The sequence below is a fragment of the Anaerovibrio lipolyticus DSM 3074 genome (assembly GCF_900141865.1).
GTDB lineage: Bacteria > Bacillota > Negativicutes > Selenomonadales > Selenomonadaceae > Anaerovibrio > Anaerovibrio lipolyticus.
Window position 1 is genome coordinate 73543 of sequence record NZ_FQYW01000003.1, and the last position, 19740, is coordinate 93282.

A 19740-nucleotide genomic window follows, 5' to 3' on the forward strand; every position below is an offset into this window, starting at 1 on the left:
AATCTCCTTTCGCCTAAAATTGTTATAGCTACTGTTCTACACCTTGAATAATATTGATTCTAAATTTGTTATTCTTTAAGCTAGTACATTGGCATAATGATATTTTGACTGACAGCACCATATATACCATCATCATCGTCGCTGTTGTCGTCAGTCGACATAGCTACCACTATGACTCCTCCACCTAGCATACGATGGCATCTCTGGTGTCGTTTATAGTTCAAAAATCGCTATATTAATACACTAATTGGAAAATAAGTATTATGGCGCCTTCTATTTCCTTCCTCGAACAATAAAAAGATTCCTTTCTGGTGAAATCACATATTTACCAAAAAAGCCAGAGGTATTACTCTGGCTCATTTACTATCCACATATCCCGCTCAGGCACACTAAAACGGAGCAGCACGGTAAAATCTATTTCTAACGCGTCTGCTATGTCAATAATATGGCTGAGGCTGATATTTTCGTTATAATTACCACATTCCAGTTTAGAAATGGTCGTTTTTGAAAATCCTGTTGTCTTGGCTAAGTCAGCCTGGGTAAAACCTTTTATTGTTCGCCAATATGCTATTTTTGCACCCACCTGACGCAGTACCATATTCTTATCGACACTCACAGACCTTTCACCACCATTCACTGTTTATATAATAAATTTTATCATAAACAGTATTTATGTATAGTGATTTATAGTGCAATTATCGGCATATATAATATGTTTATATGCAATATATAGCATAATCATCACGATATCACAGTGCACGTATACGTGTACCTCCCTTGAACAATTACCAATAATTGCATCCAGATAAACCAACTTATTTATCCAATTAAAATTGGCGCTATAAATGTTATCCGTTAATCCTTCTATTCTTCCTCCACCTTCTCCCACATAGCTTTTTCATACCCGTTAAACTCCAGCAGCAGGGCCAAATCCATCTCCAACGCGTCGGCTATTTCCGTCAGCATTGCTATGCTCAGGTTATCGTTATAGCTGCCGTTCTCCACTTTGGAAATAGTTGATTGAGTGGTTTTTATCCTGTCGGCCAGATCCTTCTGGCTGATTCCTGCCAGTGTTCTAAAATAAGCAATCTTAGCACCTATCTGCCTGAGGACCATTTTCGTATCTGTACTCATTTCATACCTCAAATTTTAAAAAGTCTTCTCCCTGTAAGTATTCTACATTTACTGCGTTTTGCCTATTAAAACAGTATGCTTTATATGATATATATTGTCATAAATATGAATATCTTCTAAAAGCAGACAAAAAAATAGCTTTCTACTACTATAAAAAGTAGCATGAAAGCTATTTCTTGTGGTTCCCTGTTGGGGCACATTTCTCATTTACGTCATATTTTCCAACTGTCTTTAGCCCTTATCATTCAAAAAGTCCAATTCGATTTGTTGTGCCCAGCCACCAAATTTAGTATTTTCAGGCCAACGTGGCTGTATATGTATCTTGGGGCCGTAATAATTGCGCACATTGTCTATTTTCATTCCGCCCAAATTAATTCTGAGAGTTTCACTGCCACCAGGAGGTATATCAGACAGCTCCCGCACCTCACGGCTTACTATATTATTTCCGTCCCAATCTCTTCGGGTATAGGTAATGTCAAAGGTGGGGTGGTTCCAAGGTCCATTCCATTCACTATTTTTAATTTCCACATCAATATACCAGTCGTCCGGCAAATACACGCTATATGCCCCGGTTAGCTTATCCTGATTTTCTCGTGACCAATACCTATATACATCAGGGGAAACATAATAAACGCCAGCAGTTCCACCGGATAAACCATTTCCATGACCTACTGTTTCCATGCTAATACCATTACCCTGAAATTCCTTGCCAGCCTTTACCGTGTCGTTATCAGTATTATCTGACGGCAGCCCTTCAGATGATCGAGGGGATTCTGTCTGGTTCTGATGATTAAGCATTTGAGGCGATTCCACATTTTCCGGTGAATCGGGCAACGACGGCAGTTCTATCAGCTCCTCCAGCTGCTTTATGGGATTTCCAACAGAATCAGGTGTTTTGGAGCCAGAAATAAGCCAAATTACTGTCAATGCCATCAATAGCAATATGGCCACCGCCACGGGCATTGCTATTTTAAATCCCCGTCTTATCTTTATTGCCCGAATAACCTCTTCCGCACTTTGATACCTCATAGCTGGATCCAAAGCACGGCATTTTCTGATAACTGGCCTCAAATATCCCTTGTATTCCTCCCCCAGCAGCTCCTCTATCGTCACCCCCAGGGAATAAATATCACTCCGCCTGTCCGTCTGGCTATAGCCATACTGCTCCGGTGGTGCATATCCCCTAGTGCCCAGCAATACTGTATCCTTATCCTCCACCTTGGTATTACGTAGCCTTGCCACATCAAAATCAATCAGCTTAAAGCCGCCACTTGATTGGCGTATTATATTGCTTGGTTTAATGTCCCTATGTACTATTTCCAGCTTGTGTAAATGGCTTAATCCATAGCAAAAATCCAGCAAAAATTTCTGTGCCTCAGCTTCCGACAAATGCCCGCCATTTTGGAGGTATTCCTGCATGGATTGACCACCAATATACTCCTCCACTATAATAGTACGCTGCTGAGCTTCATCCTCTGCAAAATAAAGTATACGTGGCCACAGTGTATGTGGATTGTCACGAAGGAGATTGCCAGGAACTCCCAGATGATTAATGATGCGCATAACAGCAGGAGCATCATCTGCCTGAGTAACCAGCCACACCTCACCCTTGCTGGAGCTTCTGAGTAATTTTATTTTTTTATATTGTTCCTGCAAAAAATCCATAGTGAGTTTGTGCAAGGATGGTACACCTACCTTGTTAAATACTCTTACCCCATAATATAATATGATATAATCGTCGAAATATACAAGCTATCAATGGGAAAGGAATCCATTATGAAAGAAATCGATACCAGGGAATTGGAAAATCAAATATCTGCCTCCAATGATATTGAATCCGTTAATAATATTTCAAATATAATCCCGGAGCTTTCAGTAAGTCAATATCTGGAAGAATTGCTCAAAATTCACAAAATGGAAGCCAAGGATGTAATCAAAGCAGCAAATCTGGAGCGTACCTACGGCTATAAAATATTCTCAGGAGACAAAAATCCTGGACGCCCAAAGCTACTGGCCATTGCACTAGCTATGCAGCTTTCCCACGAAGAAGTACAACGCTTATTATATTATGCCAAAGAGGAAAAGCTCTACGTAAAGAATTCCTGGGACAGGGTTATATGGTACGGGCTGGAAAAGCATCTTGGTGTTTCTGATATAAATATAATACTCCATGATTTTGGACTTGTACCATTACTTAAATAAAAGAAATTAATTAAGAATTTATATCTATAATTATTAGTTATTTATATTTTAACGTCAATTGTTATACTAAATATTCTAAACAAGTATAGTTTTTCCTGATTATTTTCTCAAATCCTCTTGAATTACGGGACAATAGTGCTATAATAATCATCGTGATAAATTTATTTATCATACAAGTTTTATTTTTAAGGAGGATGGGTGAATATGAGAAGAAAAAGTTCTGTTGTTCCTCAGGAGCAGCAACTACATATAGACCCCGGCCTGAAGGCCCACATGTATGTAAGTATCGAAAATTCACAGGAGGAGAAACTGTTTTTGGATTATTTCCTTAAGGACAACATTGTGCAGAATTGCTACAGCAATTATAGCTCAGGCTATGATTATATGTTGTCCCTTAATCCCCAAAACACGAATACCCTGGATAGCTTCTTTAAGCAAATGAAGCTGATGTTGCCTAGTCTTAAGGCCACTACCATGATTTACGGGGGAAATCAGTTAAAGTAAAGATTTTATTATTAAATTTATAGGGGATTTATAAAAGAAAACAAACGACAGCAGAAGGGGATCTCTGCTGTCGTTTTTATTTTCGTGTTATTTCGATTATTTACTACTTTTTCCATCATCCCTGGTCTGCTGTACAGTCACAATAGGGAATGGAATTTCGATGCCCTCCTCCCGGAACCGTTTGGTCAGGGCCTTGATAAATTCGTGCTTCATGCGGTACTGATGAGTGAAGTCCTTACAGTTAAGAGTTACACTAAATTCTATGGCACTGTCACCAAAGGTATGAAAGAATATTCCCGGGTCGGCTGTTGTCACTGATTCATCCTCTGCAATCTTACCTTTGGATACCAGAATATCCTTGGTTACATCATCCTGAATTTTCTGGGCCACCTCCAGCACCACCTGCTCCACCTTATCCAGATCACTGTCATAGGCCACGCCGCACTGCAGCTTAACCTTGATGTCCTGAGCTGGAACACTGTAATTTGTGAGTATGGCAGAAGCAATTTGCTTATTTGGAACCACAATAGTATTTCCCTCAAGGTTTTCAATGGTGGTATACCGCCAGGCGATATCCACAATGCGTCCCTCCTGTCCACTACTGAGACGGACAAAATCATTGTTGCGAATCTGGGGAGCAAAAATCATGGTAAAGCCGGCAAAAACACTGGCAAGGGTTTCCTGCATACCAAGGGCCACAGCCATACCGCCAACACCCATGGCAGTAATAAAAGGTGTAATTGAAATGTCACATTCTGCCAAGATGATGATAAACCCCATAAAATAAATACTCCAGCTTACCATATCTGTAAGCAATGAAGTTTCAGAGAGGTTTTCATGTCTGGCAACTATTATATTGTTGAGAATGGCAGTGGCGGTGCGAGATATAACCTGCATCACCGTAATTATTAGAATAACGAAGAAAACATAGGTCAGCAGATGTTCTACCGGTTCTGGCATACTCATCATTTTGGTAACGAAGCTCAGATACAGTGAAACCACTATAAGTATCGGGGCCCCCTTCAACCCACGAACCAAAGCGGTCTTCCAGGTCATCTTCTGCAATATAGGATGGGAGTCTATTTGATTGCTCACATATCTATTACAACACCAGCCCACAAATATGGCAATCACAAGACCTATCACCGGGGGCAAAAATGAAAATAATATTTCCTGGGGATTAAGTGACTCCACATAATCCCAGAATAAATGTATATCAAAGTCTGTAAAATCAAACATATATTACCTCCTACCCAGGTCACATCGTTCATTTTCTTTCAATAACATTTTCTCCAATACTTTATTTGAAGCTGTAGTCTTATCCATAAATTATAACCCAATTATCGGAAATTTTCCTGTAAAAAGAGAAAATTGCAGGTTACGGCGGAAAAATGTAGAATTAAAATAGGATAAAGATTATTTTTCGAATGGGGGTTTTAATATGATATTCAAGCGAATATTTCTCATAGTATTGGACAGCTTTGGCATTGGTGCTGAGCCTGATGCCAACGAATTTGGTGATGCAGACACCGTAAATACCTTAAAGAGCGTTACGACCTCAGATAAATTAAACATTCCCAATATGAAAAGGCTGGGACTTTTCAACATTGATGGGGTGGAAGATGGAGAAAAGGAGCCTAATCCTGATGCGTCCTTCGCAAGGCTGCAGGAGGCATCAAAGGGCAAGGATACCACTATTGGTCACTGGGAAATTGCCGGTATTGTTTCCGATACACCTCTACCTACCTATCCTGAGGGCTTCCCTAAGGATGTCATTGAAAAGCTGGAGGCTACCTTTGGGCGCAAGGTTATCTGCAACAAGCCATATTCCGGTACCCAGGTGATTCAAGATTACGGCAAGGAGCACATGGAAACCGGGGCCCTCATAGTATACACCTCAGCAGACAGCGTATTGCAAATCGCCGCCCACGAAGCTGTAGTGCCTGTGGAGCAGCTTTATGAATATTGCAAGGAAGCGCGGAAAATAATGAGCGGTGAACATTCCGTAGGCCGTATTATTGCCCGCCCGTTTATCGGGGAGTTCCCTAATTTTGAGCGTACCCCTAGACGCCATGACTATTCCATGGAGCCACCGGGAGATACCATTCTGGACCTTTTGAAGGTGGCAGGAAATTCCGTGGTAAGTATTGGTAAAATCAATGATATATTTGCAGGACGGGGTATCAGCCGTCATGTGGCCATTACCAGCAATGAGGATGGCATGGAAAAGGCCATTGCGGAGCTTGACAGAAATTATTATGGTCTTTGCTTCGTAAATCTGGTGGATTTTGACATGAAATACGGTCACCGCAGAGATGTGGACGGCTATGCTGCTGCCCTCACCCGTTTCGATGAACAGCTGGGAGAATTCCTTCCTAAGATGAAGCGGGGAGACGTGCTGATTATTACTGCCGATCATGGCTGTGACCCTAGAGGTGCCGGCACAGATCACACCAGAGAATATGTACCAATGATGATTTACGGTGAGGGAATAAAGAAGGGTGTTGATTTGGGAACAAGACACAGCTTTGCTGATATTGCCGCCACCGTTTCCAAGATTATGCGTATTCCGTATGCTACCAAGGGGCAAAGCTTCTGGAACGAGGTAAAAGAGTAATGCCCATACCTTTTTATACTCTTTCAACATATTAAAGTTTTTCACTTACTAACTTATCCCCAAAATTTCATATACATGTGTTGTATATACAATAAGAAGGCCGACTTTTATTAGCGGTCTTCTTTCATTTTCTGCATATTTATGCAATATACTCAAATATACTAATATACTGTTGTGGATAAGACAAACCACAAGATGTAGTGTTTCAGTTTGACACCAGACACTATATATAGTAAAATCGTTTGTAGATTATAGAGGGGGGACAGGTAAGTTTACATGGCAAGTTATATACAGAATATACGAAAACGCAATGGGGACATTGTCCCATTTATTGCGCAAAAGATTACGGATGCCATCAGAAAGGCTAATTTGGAATCCATTGATGATACCTTTACAGCAAAGGAACTGGAACGCCTTACCAACGAGGTAACAGAGGCCATCTCCGCCCAGGATATTCCTACTGTGGAATTTATTCAGGACACTGTGGAAAAGGTACTGATCCGCAACAATTTTGCCAGCACCGCCAAGGCGTATATTATCTATAGGGCAGAGCACACCAAGATTCGTGAGGCTCAAGGGAACCTTATGGATATATATAACGAGCTGACCTTTAAAAAGTCAGCCGATGCCGATATTAAGCGGGAAAATGCCAATATTGACGCGGACACTGCCATGGGAACCATGCTGAAATATGGTTCCGAGGGATCCAAATATTATATTGATAACTACATCCTGCCAAAGGATATTGCCGCTGCCCATATTGACGGCGACATTCATATCCATGACAAGGATTTTTACATGCTCACCGAGACCTGCTGCCAGATTGACCTGCTTAAATTATTTAAGGATGGTTTTTCCACAGGCCACGGCTATCTGAGGGAGCCAAACGGCATTCGTTCCTACGCGGCTCTTGGCTGTATTGCCATTCAGGCTAATCAAAATGAAATGCACGGTGGACAGTCTATTCCAAACTTTGATTATTCTATGGCACCTGGTGTGGCCAAAACCTTTGCCAAGGAGTATTTCAAGGCTCTGGCTGCTTTCTTTATAGCAGTTCTCAGCATGAATTCCAATGATGCAAAGCTCTTGTCCAAGGAAATCCGGCGTTGTATCCCTATGGATATCCGCCTTGGTAATACCGATGAGTACCTACATCATCTGGTTGACTTTTTGCCATATCATCAGCAGAGTCATAATTATCAGGCCATTTCACCAAATCAGACAGAGCGTGCCCATAATTACGCAGTGGCTACTGCGGTGGATGCCACTGAGGATGCCACTTATCAGGCTATGGAGGCATTTATCCATAACCTCAACACCATGAATTCCCGTGCTGGTGCCCAAGTGCCTTTCAGCTCCATTAACTATGGTACTGACACTTCCCCTGAGGCCCGCATGGTTATCAGAAATCTTTTAAAGGCCACCACTGCAGGGTTGGGCAATGGTGAAACCCCTATATTCCCGGTTCAGATTTTCAAGGTTAAGGAAGGTATTAACTACAACAAGCATGATCCTAACTTCGACTTGTTCCAGCAGGCCATCCGCACCTCTGCCAAGAGGCTGTTTCCTAATTTCTCCTTCCTGGATGCCCCATTTAATCTCCAGTTCTACAAGGAGGGGGATTACAATTCCGAGGTGGCCTACATGGGCTGCCGTACCAGAGTAATGGGAAATGTCCACGACAAGAACCGCCAGGTGACCTGTGGGCGTGGTAACCTCAGCTTTACCAGCATCAATTTGCCTCGTCTGGCTCTTAAGTCCAAGGGCAATAAGAAGATTTTCTTCAATGAGCTGGACAGCATTATTGAACTGGTATTCCGCCAGCTTCTCCACCGCTTCAAGATTCAGTGCAGCAAGACAGTCCGCAATTATCCTTTCCTCATGGGACAGGGTGTGTGGATTGACAGCGAGAAGCTGAAAACGGATGACAGCGTGGCCGAGGTATTAAAACACGGTACCCTGTCCATGGGCTTTATCGGTCTGGCAGAGACACTTATCGCCCTTACCGGAAAGCATCACGGTGAATCCGAGGAGGCTCAGCAGCTGGGTCTTGAAATAGTAGAACACATGCGCAAGCGAATGGATGAAAAATCCCAGCAAACAGGTCTAAACTTCACCCTGCTGGCTACTCCTGCCGAGGGACTCAGCGGCCGCTTTGTGCGTCTTGACCGCAAAGAATATGGTGAAATCCCGGGAGTTACCGACAAGGATTATTACACCAACAGCTTCCATGTTCCGGTTTATCACAAGATTGCCGCTGCCAAGAAGCTGGAGCTGGAGGGGCCATATCACGCTCTCACCAATGCCGGCCATATCTCCTATGTGGAAATGGACGGTGATCCCTCAAAGAATCTCAAGGCCTTTGAGGCCATCATTCGCTGTATGCACGATAATGGCATTGGCTATGGCTCAGTAAACCATCCTGTTGACCGGGATCCGGTTTGCGGCTACAACGGTATAATATATGATGTTTGCCCTCAGTGCGGACGCAGTGAAGCAGCTCACAAGATGCGCCGGATTGTACGCAGACCACAATATGACAGTAATACACGGGTGTAATTATCAGGTGTGATTTTATTATGAAAGGAAAGTGCAAAAAAATGGTAGTAAATGGAATTGATGTAACAGTAAAGGGACTGAATGATGTCAGTGAGCAGGAAATCATGAGCTACATCGACATGCTGGAGGAAGAAAACGATGAGAATCTCAGCAGCCTTACCATTTCTCCTGCAGAGGATGGCTCCGTAGCCCTTGATTATGTGTTACAGCCTGCAAAGTTTGAGCGTATCCGTCGCATCACCGGTTATCTGGTTGGTACTATTGATCGCTGGAACAATGCCAAGCGTTCCGAGGAGCATGATCGCGTAAAGCATGGCCTCAATTAAGATTGCCGGTACTGTCGATGATTCAGTTGTAGACGGTGAAGGGTACCGTTTTACCATCTTCACCCAGGGGTGTCCCCACAACTGCATTGGCTGCCACAATCCCCAGACCCATGATTTTGACGGAGGTCATGTGGAGGATACGGATAATATACTGGGGACTATTTTGGATAATCCGCTGCTGCAGGGCGTAACCTTCAGTGGAGGCGAACCCTTCTGCCAGCCTGTACCATTGGCTGATTTGGCTCGCAAGATTCATCAGCATGGTCTGGATGTCTGGTGTTACACCGGCTATACCATAGAACAGCTCTTAAAGGGAACCCCACAGCAGGTGGAACTGCTGAAGGAGCTTGATGTTCTGGTGGATGGCCCCTATCAGGAATGGAAGCGTGACATTTCCCTCAGCTTCCGGGGAAGCAGCAATCAACGGGTTATTGATGTACAAAAAACATTAAAAGGAAACGACATCGTATTGTATGATGTATAGTAGTGATTTGGCGGGGAGCCTTTTCCCCGCTTTTTTGTTTTCACTTTTTCCCAGTGTCCTTCTTCCCCTTTTTCTTGCAACTTTTTGTTGTCTGCGTTGACACCCTTTTTTCCAGATGCTACACTTTAAGACAAATCACGTAATTATGCAAGGAGAAACATACATGGCAGAAGAAGTAAAAGTAACTACCGTAGAGGAAATACTGGAAAATACCACCATTGCTGACGTTTATAAGGCTGCAAAGCAGCTTGATGGTGTGGCAAAGAAAACAAAGCTCATTGAAAGCCTTTTTTTCTCTGATCTTTGTGGCAACAACGTTTATCTGAAGCCGGAGAACCTGCAGAATACCGGTTCTTTCAAGCTTCGTGGGGCCTACAACAAAATCAGTCAGCTCAGCGATGAGGAAAAAAAGATTGGTGTAATTACTGCTTCTGCCGGTAACCATGCTCAGGGAGTGGCCTTTGCGGCACAGAGGTTAGGAGTAAATGCAGTTATCTGTATGCCTGCCACCACCCCTCTTTTAAAGGTGGAGGCCACCAAGGCCATGGGGGCTGAAGTTGTGCTGCATGGTGACAGCTTCGATGATGCCTATGCAAAATCCCTGGAGCTGCAGAAGAAAAAGGGATATGTGTACATCCACCCATTTAATGACAAGCAGGTTCTATTGGGTCAGGGTACTACTGCCCTGGAGATTATTGACCAGCTGAAGGATGTGGATGCCATTCTGGTACCAATCGGCGGTGGTGGCTTTGCCAGTGGCGTAGCACTGGCCACCAAGGCGGTAAATCCTCACGTGAAGGTAATTGGCGTTGAGCCTGAGGGAGCCGCCTGCATGGAAAATTCCTTTGCCCGCGGACAGGTTTCCAGCCTTTCCTTTGTGGAAACTGTGGCTGACGGCTGTGCTGTAAAAACCCCTGGTGACCTTACCTACGCCTTCTGTAAAAAGTATCTGGACCAGATTATTACTGTTTCCGAAATGGAAATAATGTCTGCCCTCCTTTCCCTTATTGAAAAGCATAAGCTCATTGCGGAGGGTGCCGGTGTACTTAGCCTTGCGGCCCTTAACAAGCTGCCATTCAAAGGCAAGAAGGTGGCAGCCATTATCAGTGGCGGCAACATTGATATCTCCACAATTTCAGCCCTTATCAACAAGGCACTTATTGCCAGAGGCCGTGTATTCTGCTTCTCCGTGCTTCTGCCGGACAAGCCTGGCCAGCTGGTAAATGTGGCCAAGATTATAGCAGACAACAATGCCAATGTTATTAAGCTGGATCACAACCAATCCAAGGTTACTGACAGCTTCAAGAAGGTAGAGCTGGAGATTACCGTGGAAACCAACAACCACGACCACATTCAGAAACTCACCAAGGCCTTAAATGATGCGGGTTACGATGTTGTTAAGGTTTTCTAAAGATTTTCTAATCTGATTTTAATCTGGATGTTCTATATAATTATTGTCAAGTATTTTTTAGTAGTTTATCCACATTTTTTCGCAAAAGTGGATAACAATGTGGATAACTTGTGTTTTTAGTTGAATAAACTGTGACTTATCCACAGAATTCTGTTGTTAAACAAGTTACTTTTAGAAAAGTGGTGATTGCTCCATGATAACAAACTGGTTATCCCTAAAAAGGAAGGCACTGACTGCAGGCGTAGCACTGGCAACGGTATTTACCCTTAATTCCGGCATAGCTATGGCCCAAACCCTTACCATGAATTCCTCCGGACCGGAGGTGGTGGCAGTACAGCAAAAGCTGAAGGACCTGGGCTACAACATCAAGAAGGTTTCCGGTGTTTACGACAACAGCACCAAACGGGCGGTTCTGGCCTTTCAGCGGGACAATAAAATTAAGCTCAGTGGCAATGTGGACGAAAAAACCATGAAGGCCATTAACACTCTCAGACCAGGGGCTGTGAAAGCTGAAAGCCCAAAGCCTGCAGTAAAACCATCCACTGATACAAATAGCAAAACCGATAAACCGGCTGCCGCTACAAAGCCAAAATATGTTCCGGAAAGTCAGCCATTTTTGCCAAAGAGCAAGGTAAATGGAATTATCGCCACGGCAAAGAAATATATTGGCGTAAAATACGTTTCCGGTGGCACCACCCCAAAGGGCTTTGACTGCTCCGGCTATGTCCAGTATGTTTTTAAGCAGAACGGCTTTACTGTACCACGTACTGCAGATGTGCAGTATAAGCTGGGAAAATACGCTCCTGTCAGCAAGCTGGAACCAGGCGACCTGGTATTCTTCCACACCGACAGTTCTGCCGGTGTCAGCCATTGCGGCATCTATTTAGGTAACGGCAAATTCATCCATGCTTCCTCCAGTAAGGGTATCCGCATAGACGAGCTTTCCAATGAATATTGGAAGAAGGCCTTTACCGCAGGAAAACACATCGTAAAATAATAAAACAGCACTTATTGTTTTTATTTTTCCACACTAAAATCCCCATCAACGGATACACATCCATTGATGGGGATAACTTTTTATGCTATGAAAGATTATTATGATTTACTGCTATTTGCCAAAGAAACCAGCTGGGATGCAGTCTCAGAAAGGGAAGTGAGCTCCTGGGCCACATCAGAAATGGCAGCGGACTGCTGACCAACGATATCGGAGGTAGCTTCACCCTTGGCAACGGTTTCCTGAACGGACTCACCAATGCGGTCAGTGAATTCCTGAATCTTGTCTACAGTCTCACGGGAGCTGTCAGCCAGCTTACCGATTTCCTCGGATACAACGGCAAAGCCTGCACCTGCAGTACCTGCACGGGCTGCCTCGATGGAAGCATTAAGACCAAGGAGACGGGTCTGCTTGGCGATATCGCGGATAAGAGAGGTAAACTCGTTAATCTTACCAGAAATATCGGATACGTTCTGAATTTCAACATTCAGACCCTTCTGGTTATCATTTACATCATTGGCAGAAGCTGCAAGCTCCTCCATTGCTGCGGAGCAATGAAGAACGGCGTCATTAATGGAGCTGGCCAAGGTCTTAAGGCGATACTCCATATAGCCAATATTGGAAAGAGTAGTAGCCATAAGGAAAAGGCAATCAGCAGCCTGCTCCAAGCGAGCCTTTGGAACAATCTGAATCTTGCGAACAGCCTCAACGTACTTTTCCGGGTCCACATTAATCTCCCGTGCATAATTGCGGAACTTTTCCTCATCTGGTGGAGCAGTTAAAACCTGACCGCCCAAAATGGAACCAATCTGCTTGCCATTGAGAAGAATAGGAGCACCGAAATCCATGAGGCCAGCATGGCACTCATATACAGATGGACGACCGGTTCTGGCTGCGGTCTCACCACCACGCTTGTCGCATTCCTCACAACGGCGACAGCCTTCTCTGGAATCACGGGTGTACTTCATACAAAAATCGGACCAGTCAGTAGGTCTGGTAATTGGTTTACCATCTGCATCAACAGTTACTGCTGTCATGCCTACTGCACGAGCGAATGTATCCTGGAATTTCTGTAAGAAGTCCATGTCAAAAATATCCTGCACGCGAATATTCTCTAAATCTGCCATAAATAAGCACCTCTCCCTGTGAAGTTTGTTTTTAACACACGATAAATTGATCTCTCAAATTTCGTCAAAAGATGGATAATACCATTATACCTTTAATAATTAGTTTAGACAACTAAATTATATATGGAAAGTTTCAACTCCCTGGCCTGTCCACTTGGGAATGAATTCTTCCCTTGCCGCTCCGGATTCCTGTACAAAGCATCTGGTAAATCCCAAATCCAGTGCAAAATCCACCACAGAATCATATTCAAAGGTGGTCAAAGGCCGTTTTAGCTTTGGATGGGCAAGGGCCTTATAGGCTGGAGTATACTGATTCATTATGCTCACCATAATGCTGTCACCAAACTCTTCCCACAACCATTTCAACAAAACCATACTGTCCTTTCGGGCTCCAGGCAAAACCATATGCCGTACCAGCACCCCCTTTTGGAGTATACCGCCCCTTTCCACAGCAGCTCCTGTCAGCTGAACCATTTTTCTAATGGCCCTGCTGGCCACCCGAAAGTAATCCGGTGCTTTGGAATACTCACCGGCCAAATCTTCCGAATAATACTTTAAATCCGGCAAAAACACGTCCACTATATCTCCAAGTAAATCCAAAGTGGAGATATTTTCATATCCACTTGAATTATACACCACGGGCAGTGAAAAACCCTTCTTTTTTGCGAAAAATAATCCTCTAATTATTTGGGGAACGTAATGGGTAGGCGTAACCAAATCAAGAGTTGATGCGCCCCGCAGCTGCTGCTCATAGAAAATTTCCCCCAAGCGCTCATCAGATACCTCAATGCCCTTATGGCCGTGACTAATCTCATGATTCTGACAAAACATACAGCGAAGGCTACAGCCGGAAAAGAAAACCGTTCCAGCTCCCTTTTCTCCGGCAATTACCGGCTCCTCCCATGGGTGAAGGCTCACCAAAGCCACCTTGGCCTTAAGGCCCCCTCCACAAAATCCTGTTCCCTTTACGCGATCAGCGTGGCAAAGGCGGGGGCATATGGAACAGTCTGCCAATAAATCCCCTACACCATTATCTAAAATGCCGCTCATTTCTTTGCCTCCATCAGACTCTCATCCAATATATTGCCATATTTTGGCAACCACCAGGAAATAGAGCGAACTGTATCACAATATATCTGCATTTCCAACACATCCATTGGCTCTGCTCCCCCGTTGGCATCAATAGGAATTGGCTGGATAGGATAAATATCCGCCTCACCGTAATAATCCCTTGTGAACCACACGGCATAATTAACCCCCATGGTATTCTGGCGGGTAAGGCTGGAGCCTATGGACATATACTTAAAGCCCTTAGGGGCTATCATTTCCAAAATAGTTGGAGCAATATCTATCTGGCTTCCCGCTGCCTTTGGAATCATAAGCTTTTGGGTTACCCCCTTGCCAGTAATGATAAGAGGCACACCATAGCGCTCATAAATGTTAGGTGTCTTATCGATGTTATATCGCTCAGCATGATCACCCACCACCAAAACCAAACTGTCAGGATACTTTTCCTTGATGGCTTTGATAAATTTTGCCATTTCACGATCCGCATACCAAAAATGTCCTAGCTGATTAATCAGCTCAGCATCTCCCTTGGCCTCCTCAGGCAGTCCGTCAATAACCTGCTGGGAATCAAAGCCCTTCGATTTCAGATCCACATTAAATGGTGAATGGTTTGAAACATTAAGAATCACGTTAAAGCTGTCCTTTTCAGGGTCAACACCCTCCAGCACCGCCTGATAAAGGTATTCGTCATCAACCCCCCATACACTGCCGGTGGCCTCCTGAGGCATACTGCCCTTGCCCCGAAAATGGTCAAAGCCCTGGGCCAATACAAATGGCTCTATCCTCTCCCAGGTGGAAGGCCCCGCGTACCACATGGTGGTATCATAGCCCAGCTCCTTCATCTGTGGGGCAATGGAGGTTGGATACGGAGCCGCAAAGGACTCGGGCATGGTGGTAAGATACAGATTGGCATCCGCCAGCCCAGTTACAATGCCAGTTACAGCAGAAACGGTACTGCCCCCATTAGGCAAAAATGCCGGACAATAGGCTGTATCCTGTTCCTTGATAACAGACCTCATACCATCGGCGATATGAAGATTTTTGTATTTATCCAGCAGAGGCCAGTTGGCGTAGCTTTCAGAAACCATTAAAAAGATATGCTTTGGCTTCTCAATCTGGGGACCCTGGGCGCTTCTGGTGATATAATCCTCCAGATTATTGCTGTCCGGGTTCTTGCCCACCATGTGAGCTGCCAGCTCCTGAATCTGCTGAGGAGTAAAATCCAACCCTTCAGAGGACAGCAACCGCCCGTTCATGCGATAGCCACGATAAATGGCCTGATAATCGTCCAAAATAGCCTCATTCAAAAAGGCGTCCTTGGTAATACCCGCATTTTCCCAGCTGACAGAATTTTCCCAGCTAAGGCTGCCACCGAAGAATACAAGGCGGGCCACCAAATAAAAGACGGCAATTACCAATATTTTCTCTGCCCAAACACCGGCCTTTCCCCATGACTCCAGCTTCCCTTTTATCCCCAAATGCTCCGTAAACTGAAGCTCAATAAATTTATTAAGGAGCCACCACACCATAAAAGCCACCAGCAAAGCCCCCGCCAGTCTTAGTGGCAAATTAAATTCCTGCACAAGAGATACGAAAAGGGCATAAACATCATCGTTGGCAGTATTAAACAGCATCTGATGAAATCTTGAATGGAATTGATGGTAATAGGGTATACTGGCAAAGAACAATATCATGGTAACAGCCGCCGTTGCAGCGCTTAATGCCTTAAAGATTATTTTGCCACCTTTTCTGCTGAAAACAGCAGCCACAGCTGATGGCAATCCCACCACCATAGTCATAAGACCAGCCGTCTGTATACTTAAACGGGTCCCTCCGAAAAGGGCCAGCCAAATATCGGCAGAGGCTGCATCAGCACCCATGTAATCCCGAAGGAGGCCGATAAATATCACACGGCAAAGAGAAAGGACTGAGAGATAAAAAAGAAATACCTTCAGCCCCTTGATTATAAGATTATAATAATTATTCCAGTCCTTGAACTGGTTCTTATTACTATTTGTCATATTACTTCCTTGATTAAAATCTTATGGTACAATAATGTCCACGCCGTAGTCAGCAGCCGCCTTGCGGATTTTTTCATCTGGCAGGGCGTCAGTAATTAGACCGGACAGGGTGTCCAGGGTGGCATAATTATAGTTGCCGTCGGTGCTGAGCTTCTTTGCCTCAGCCACAACATAGGCCCGCTTGCTAACCCGGATAATACGGGACTTATTGATACCATCCTCAATATCGTAGGTGGATACGCTGTTTTCCATTACATCCACACCTACAGCCCCTACAAAGGCAATATCCGGCTTCAAATGGGAGATGAAATCCATGGTCATGCCGCCCCAGAAGCCATCTCGGCTCTTATTAATCTTGCCACCGGCAAAGATAACGCGAATTCTGGGATGACGGGCCAAAATAATCAGAATATCAATCATATTGGTAACAATGGTAAGCTCCCGCTGGTCCTTTATCAAGAGCTCCGCAATGGCCAGATTGCTGGTGGAAATATCCAAAAAAACCATATCGTGCTCGTGAATGAGCTTAACTGCCGCCTGAGCAATGCGACGCTTGGCATCCACATCGGAGCCCTTGTGCTTGCTGACCTCGATGGCGTGAATATTCTCTCTGATAGCCACTGCACCGCCATAGGTTCTCTTAAGGCGGCCCTGTTTTTCCAGGGACCCTAGATCTTTACGAATACAGTCGTCTGTAACATTAAACTTGGCACTAAGCTCCTTAACCCGAACCTTACCCTCGGTATTAAGCAAATTCATTATGCTTTCCTGGCGCTCTTCCAAAAACATCTATCCCACGTCCTTACACTCAAAATAATACACTATTGCGTATGAAAATCCTAAATGGGTCTCAATTTTCCAGTTATTACTTTATCATATTTCATATTCTTTTGCACGAAATTTCAAAAAATACTACAACTGAAAAAATTTATTTTTTAACGCTTCGGGGTAGATTCCTTTTCTATCATTTCTTTTAAAATGGAAATATCAGTATCATTAGTTAACAAATACACAAAATCCCCTGCATAAAGTCGGGCATCATCCATTGGGTTTATGCGCTGCAGCCCCCTTTTTATGTCCACAACAACAGTTTGCTCAGGCCATTTTATATCTTTAATAAGGACCTTATCCACCACACTTCCGGAGCTCACCACCAGCTCCAGGGCAATGCGTCGTCCAGAGGAGCTGGCACCTATTCCGTGAGCCTTTTCCTTCAGTCTGATGGCACGATTTAAAAGCTCCTCATATACAGGCTTCCCCCCCCGTAAGGTCCGCCACCAGATAGGCTGTCATGGATACGCATATAAGGGCCAGCAAATGATGGAAGGAGCCTGTCATTTCCATAATAAGGACACTGCCAGTAATCGGAGATTTTACCACCGCCGCAAAATACGCCGCCATACCGAAAACGATAATATCCCCTACATATATATAAGGCAATACTCCGAAGCTGGCCAGTACACTACCAAATACTGCACCTCCAGCAGCCCCCAGCACCAGCATAGGCAGGAATATGCCACCCGGTACTCCGGAACCAAAGCACACCATGGTAAAGAGGAACTTACCCACAAATAGTATTATGAGAAAATAAAGGGGATACCAATTATGGGAAAGGGCATCCACCAACCGATTGCCGCCCCCTAAAATATCCGGCAATATAAAGCCCAGAGCCGCCGCCAGCAAAAGAGGCAGCAGAGGACGCTTAATACCGCTTAGTCCTAAACGGTCATAGGTATTCATAGAAAAGAGCAGGGAGGGGTTAAAAATGCGCCCCAACAGGCCAATGAAAGCACCTAATAAAATGAGGATACCAAACATATTTAAGGGAAAAATAGCCAGATCCCCAATGTGAAATACGGGCCCCGCCCCAAAAATCACCTGAGTTACGGTGGTGGCGGTCACTGCCGCCGTAATGGAAGCCATAAGTAGCACCGGAGAAAAGCTCTTGTGAAGCTCCTCCAAACCGAAAATCACCCCCGCCAAAGGTGCATTAAAGGCAGCCGCCAAGCCGGCTCCGGAACCGGCAGTCATCAGAATACGTTCCTCATAACGGGTTCTGATAAATCTGCGGCTCACGCCCTGTCCCACACAGGCCCCCAACTGAACACTAGGACCCTCACGGCCAAGGGACAAACCGGCGCCAATGGCCAGCACACCACCAATAAGCTTGGACACCAACACGGACAGCCATCGCATATTCATGCGCCCCATTAGAATTCCCTTTATCTGGGGAATACCACTGCCGGTACACATGGGCTCATTTTGAACTATCTTCATAAGCAGCCAGCCAATTATTACAAAGGTGGCGATGTACAGCAGGGGCAATGAATAATCACCGGCCTGAAAGCTCTCCGCCACCATATTATAAATAAGAGGCCGCAGGATTTCCGAAGCCCCCAACAGGTATCTGAACAGAGCGATGACACAGCCTGCAAAAATACCTACAATAATTCCTTCTATAAATAAACGGAAATGAAAGCGCCGTTCCCGTGTTATATCCTTAATTAATCTTTCTGTGGTTGCCATAAAAACCTCTCAAAAAGGGAACATAATAAAAAGAGGCATCACCAAAGTGACACCTCCTTATCATTTTATTACTCAGCAGTAAATGGCAACAAAGCGATGTTACGTGCGCGCTTAATAGCTACGGTAACCTGACGCTGATGCTTTGCGCAGTTGCCAGAAATACGACGAGGTAAAATCTTACCACGCTCGGTGATATAACGACGGAGCTTAGCAACGTCCTTATAGTCGATAACTTCTACTTTATCTACGCAGAAACTGCAAACCTTCTTACGAGGTCTTCTGCTTCTATCACGCTTAATCAAGTATATTCCCTCCTATCAAAATGGAATATCGTCATCCGGTACTGGGCTGCCACCAAAGCCGCCCATAGGAGCTGCTTCAGCTGGTGCTGCAGCAGGAGATGGCGCAAATCCACCACCATTAGCATTAGGGTCACGCTGCTGCTTGGATCCCATAAACTCAATCTCGTTCGCAACTACCTCAGTAACGTATCTCTTGGATCCGTCCTGGGCCTCGTAGGATCTCACCTGCATACGGCCTTCTACCAATACCTGACTTCCTTTTATGAGGTTATTACCACAAATTTCAGCTAATTTTTCCCAAGCGATAATCGGAATAAAATCCGCAGTCTGCTGCTGATCTCCGGCATTACGGCCAAAACGGCGATTTACTGCCAAAGAAAATGATGCAACTGCCTTACCAGAAGTGGTATAACGCATTTCTGGATCACGGGCTAATCTGCCTGCCAGTATAACCTTGTTCATGGT

The 19740-nt window shown here is 44.6% G+C and carries 20 protein-coding genes; 8 read left to right on the forward strand and 12 right to left on the reverse strand.

The window, feature by feature from the left end; all coding sequences use genetic code 11:
• Window positions 1–346 precede the first annotated feature (346 nt).
• From B6K08_RS00375 to B6K08_RS00385, 3 genes are all read right to left on the reverse strand, one after another.
• Window positions 347–637: a helix-turn-helix domain-containing protein gene (locus B6K08_RS00375; protein WP_159446660.1), complete on the reverse strand. Its 291-nt coding sequence runs from the start codon at window positions 635–637 to the stop codon at window positions 347–349.
• A 227-nt stretch (window positions 638–864) separates the two neighbouring features.
• Window positions 865–1134: a helix-turn-helix domain-containing protein gene (locus B6K08_RS00380; RefSeq protein WP_080325170.1), complete on the reverse strand. Its 270-nt coding sequence runs from the start codon at window positions 1132–1134 to the stop codon at window positions 865–867.
• Between the two features lie 231 nt (window positions 1135–1365).
• Window positions 1366–2799 carry a serine/threonine protein kinase gene (locus B6K08_RS00385; RefSeq protein ID WP_159446661.1) on the reverse strand — a complete coding sequence of 478 codons (1434 nt, stop codon included), beginning with the start codon at window positions 2797–2799 and terminating at the stop codon, window positions 1366–1368.
• Between the two features lie 111 nt (window positions 2800–2910).
• Here B6K08_RS00385 and B6K08_RS00390 point away from each other — a divergent pair, with 111 nt between their 5' ends.
• The gene (locus tag B6K08_RS00390; RefSeq protein ID WP_039210333.1) at window positions 2911–3336 is read left to right on the forward strand and encodes a hypothetical protein; all 426 of its coding nucleotides are present in this window, start codon (window positions 2911–2913) and stop codon (window positions 3334–3336) included.
• Window positions 3337–3540: 204 nt separating this feature from the next.
• Window positions 3541–3840 (forward strand): hypothetical protein, encoded by a 300-nt coding sequence (locus B6K08_RS00395; RefSeq protein WP_039210331.1) that lies wholly within the window; start codon window positions 3541–3543, stop codon window positions 3838–3840.
• Window positions 3841–3936: 96 nt separating this feature from the next.
• On the opposite strand, the gene B6K08_RS00400 is transcribed toward B6K08_RS00395, so the two are convergent.
• On the reverse strand, window positions 3937–5079 hold the full coding sequence (locus B6K08_RS00400; RefSeq protein ID WP_052212395.1) for a mechanosensitive ion channel family protein: 1143 nt from the start codon (window positions 5077–5079) through the stop codon (window positions 3937–3939).
• Between the two features lie 202 nt (window positions 5080–5281).
• On the opposite strand from B6K08_RS00400, the gene B6K08_RS00405 reads away from it, so the two are divergent.
• The 6 genes from B6K08_RS00405 (at window position 5282) to B6K08_RS00430 (ending at window position 12234) form a co-directional block, all read left to right on the forward strand.
• Window positions 5282–6457, forward strand: a complete 1176-nt coding sequence (locus tag B6K08_RS00405) for a phosphopentomutase (RefSeq protein ID WP_039210329.1) — start codon at window positions 5282–5284, stop codon at window positions 6455–6457.
• 276 nt (window positions 6458–6733) lie between these two features.
• Window positions 6734–9016 carry an anaerobic ribonucleoside triphosphate reductase gene (locus B6K08_RS00410; protein WP_039210327.1) on the forward strand — a complete coding sequence of 761 codons (2283 nt, stop codon included), beginning with the start codon at window positions 6734–6736 and terminating at the stop codon, window positions 9014–9016.
• 41 nt (window positions 9017–9057) lie between these two features.
• Window positions 9058–9342, forward strand: coding sequence for an anaerobic ribonucleoside-triphosphate reductase (gene nrdD, locus B6K08_RS00415; protein WP_039210347.1), 285 nt, complete (start codon window positions 9058–9060; stop codon window positions 9340–9342).
• Window positions 9329–9826 carry an anaerobic ribonucleoside-triphosphate reductase activating protein gene (gene nrdG / locus B6K08_RS00420; protein WP_039210326.1) on the forward strand — a complete coding sequence of 166 codons (498 nt, stop codon included), beginning with the start codon at window positions 9329–9331 and terminating at the stop codon, window positions 9824–9826. Before nrdD ends, nrdG begins: the two co-directional genes overlap by 14 nt.
• A 163-nt stretch (window positions 9827–9989) precedes the next feature.
• The gene (gene ilvA / locus B6K08_RS00425) at window positions 9990–11237 is read left to right on the forward strand and encodes a threonine ammonia-lyase (protein ID WP_080325172.1); all 1248 of its coding nucleotides are present in this window, start codon (window positions 9990–9992) and stop codon (window positions 11235–11237) included.
• A gap of 193 nt (window positions 11238–11430) precedes the next feature.
• Window positions 11431–12234: a C40 family peptidase gene (locus B6K08_RS00430; RefSeq protein WP_052212393.1), complete on the forward strand. Its 804-nt coding sequence runs from the start codon at window positions 11431–11433 to the stop codon at window positions 12232–12234.
• Window positions 12235–12332: 98 nt separating this feature from the next.
• Here B6K08_RS00430 and B6K08_RS00435 read toward each other — a convergent pair whose 3' ends face one another.
• From B6K08_RS00435 to B6K08_RS00465, 8 genes are all read right to left on the reverse strand, one after another.
• The gene (locus tag B6K08_RS00435) at window positions 12333–13358 is read right to left on the reverse strand and encodes a PocR ligand-binding domain-containing protein (RefSeq protein WP_039210320.1); all 1026 of its coding nucleotides are present in this window, start codon (window positions 13356–13358) and stop codon (window positions 12333–12335) included.
• 117 nt (window positions 13359–13475) lie between these two features.
• On the reverse strand, window positions 13476–14408 hold the full coding sequence (locus B6K08_RS00440) for a radical SAM protein (RefSeq protein ID WP_039210316.1): 933 nt from the start codon (window positions 14406–14408) through the stop codon (window positions 13476–13478).
• Window positions 14405–16447: an LTA synthase family protein gene (locus B6K08_RS00445; RefSeq protein WP_080325173.1), complete on the reverse strand. Its 2043-nt coding sequence runs from the start codon at window positions 16445–16447 to the stop codon at window positions 14405–14407. The genes B6K08_RS00440 and B6K08_RS00445 overlap by 4 nt, the downstream gene beginning before the upstream one ends.
• Window positions 16448–16468: 21 nt before the next feature.
• Window positions 16469–17236 (reverse strand): DeoR/GlpR family DNA-binding transcription regulator, encoded by a 768-nt coding sequence (locus tag B6K08_RS00450; RefSeq protein ID WP_039206800.1) that lies wholly within the window; start codon window positions 17234–17236, stop codon window positions 16469–16471.
• A gap of 146 nt (window positions 17237–17382) precedes the next feature.
• The gene (locus tag B6K08_RS14020) at window positions 17383–17598 is read right to left on the reverse strand and encodes a TrkA C-terminal domain-containing protein (protein WP_234985125.1); all 216 of its coding nucleotides are present in this window, start codon (window positions 17596–17598) and stop codon (window positions 17383–17385) included.
• A gap of 91 nt (window positions 17599–17689) precedes the next feature.
• Window positions 17690–18973 (reverse strand): ClC family H(+)/Cl(-) exchange transporter, encoded by a 1284-nt coding sequence (locus B6K08_RS00455; protein ID WP_234985126.1) that lies wholly within the window; start codon window positions 18971–18973, stop codon window positions 17690–17692.
• A gap of 68 nt (window positions 18974–19041) precedes the next feature.
• Window positions 19042–19275 carry a 30S ribosomal protein S18 gene (gene rpsR, locus B6K08_RS00460; protein WP_027396783.1) on the reverse strand — a complete coding sequence of 78 codons (234 nt, stop codon included), beginning with the start codon at window positions 19273–19275 and terminating at the stop codon, window positions 19042–19044.
• 15 nt (window positions 19276–19290) lie between these two features.
• Window positions 19291–19737 carry a single-stranded DNA-binding protein gene (locus B6K08_RS00465; protein WP_039206804.1) on the reverse strand — a complete coding sequence of 149 codons (447 nt, stop codon included), beginning with the start codon at window positions 19735–19737 and terminating at the stop codon, window positions 19291–19293.
• Window positions 19738–19740: the final 3 nt, after the last annotated feature.

Coding starts and splice junctions, on each gene's coding strand:
- B6K08_RS00380 (WP_080325170.1), bottom strand. CDS start 1,134: ATGAGTACAGATACGAAAATGGTCCTCAGGCAGATAGGTGCTAAGATT.
- B6K08_RS00385 (WP_159446661.1), bottom strand. CDS start 2,799: ATGGATTTTTTGCAGGAACAATATAAAAAAATAAAATTACTCAGAAGC.
- B6K08_RS00390 (WP_039210333.1), top strand. CDS start 2,911: ATGAAAGAAATCGATACCAGGGAATTGGAAAATCAAATATCTGCCTCC.
- B6K08_RS00395 (WP_039210331.1), top strand. CDS start 3,541: ATGAGAAGAAAAAGTTCTGTTGTTCCTCAGGAGCAGCAACTACATATA.
- B6K08_RS00400 (WP_052212395.1), bottom strand. CDS start 5,079: ATGTTTGATTTTACAGACTTTGATATACATTTATTCTGGGATTATGTG.
- B6K08_RS00405 (WP_039210329.1), top strand. CDS start 5,282: ATGATATTCAAGCGAATATTTCTCATAGTATTGGACAGCTTTGGCATT.
- B6K08_RS00410 (WP_039210327.1), top strand. CDS start 6,734: ATGGCAAGTTATATACAGAATATACGAAAACGCAATGGGGACATTGTC.
- nrdD (WP_039210347.1), top strand. CDS start 9,058: ATGGTAGTAAATGGAATTGATGTAACAGTAAAGGGACTGAATGATGTC.
- nrdG (WP_039210326.1), top strand. CDS start 9,329: ATGGCCTCAATTAAGATTGCCGGTACTGTCGATGATTCAGTTGTAGAC.
- ilvA (WP_080325172.1), top strand. CDS start 9,990: ATGGCAGAAGAAGTAAAAGTAACTACCGTAGAGGAAATACTGGAAAAT.
- B6K08_RS00430 (WP_052212393.1), top strand. CDS start 11,431: ATGATAACAAACTGGTTATCCCTAAAAAGGAAGGCACTGACTGCAGGC.
- B6K08_RS00435 (WP_039210320.1), bottom strand. CDS start 13,358: ATGGCAGATTTAGAGAATATTCGCGTGCAGGATATTTTTGACATGGAC.
- B6K08_RS00440 (WP_039210316.1), bottom strand. CDS start 14,408: ATGAGCGGCATTTTAGATAATGGTGTAGGGGATTTATTGGCAGACTGT.
- B6K08_RS00445 (WP_080325173.1), bottom strand. CDS start 16,447: ATGACAAATAGTAATAAGAACCAGTTCAAGGACTGGAATAATTATTAT.
- B6K08_RS00450 (WP_039206800.1), bottom strand. CDS start 17,236: ATGTTTTTGGAAGAGCGCCAGGAAAGCATAATGAATTTGCTTAATACC.
- B6K08_RS00455 (WP_234985126.1), bottom strand. CDS start 18,973: ATGGCAACCACAGAAAGATTAATTAAGGATATAACACGGGAACGGCGC.
- B6K08_RS00465 (WP_039206804.1), bottom strand. CDS start 19,737: ATGAACAAGGTTATACTGGCAGGCAGATTAGCCCGTGATCCAGAAATG.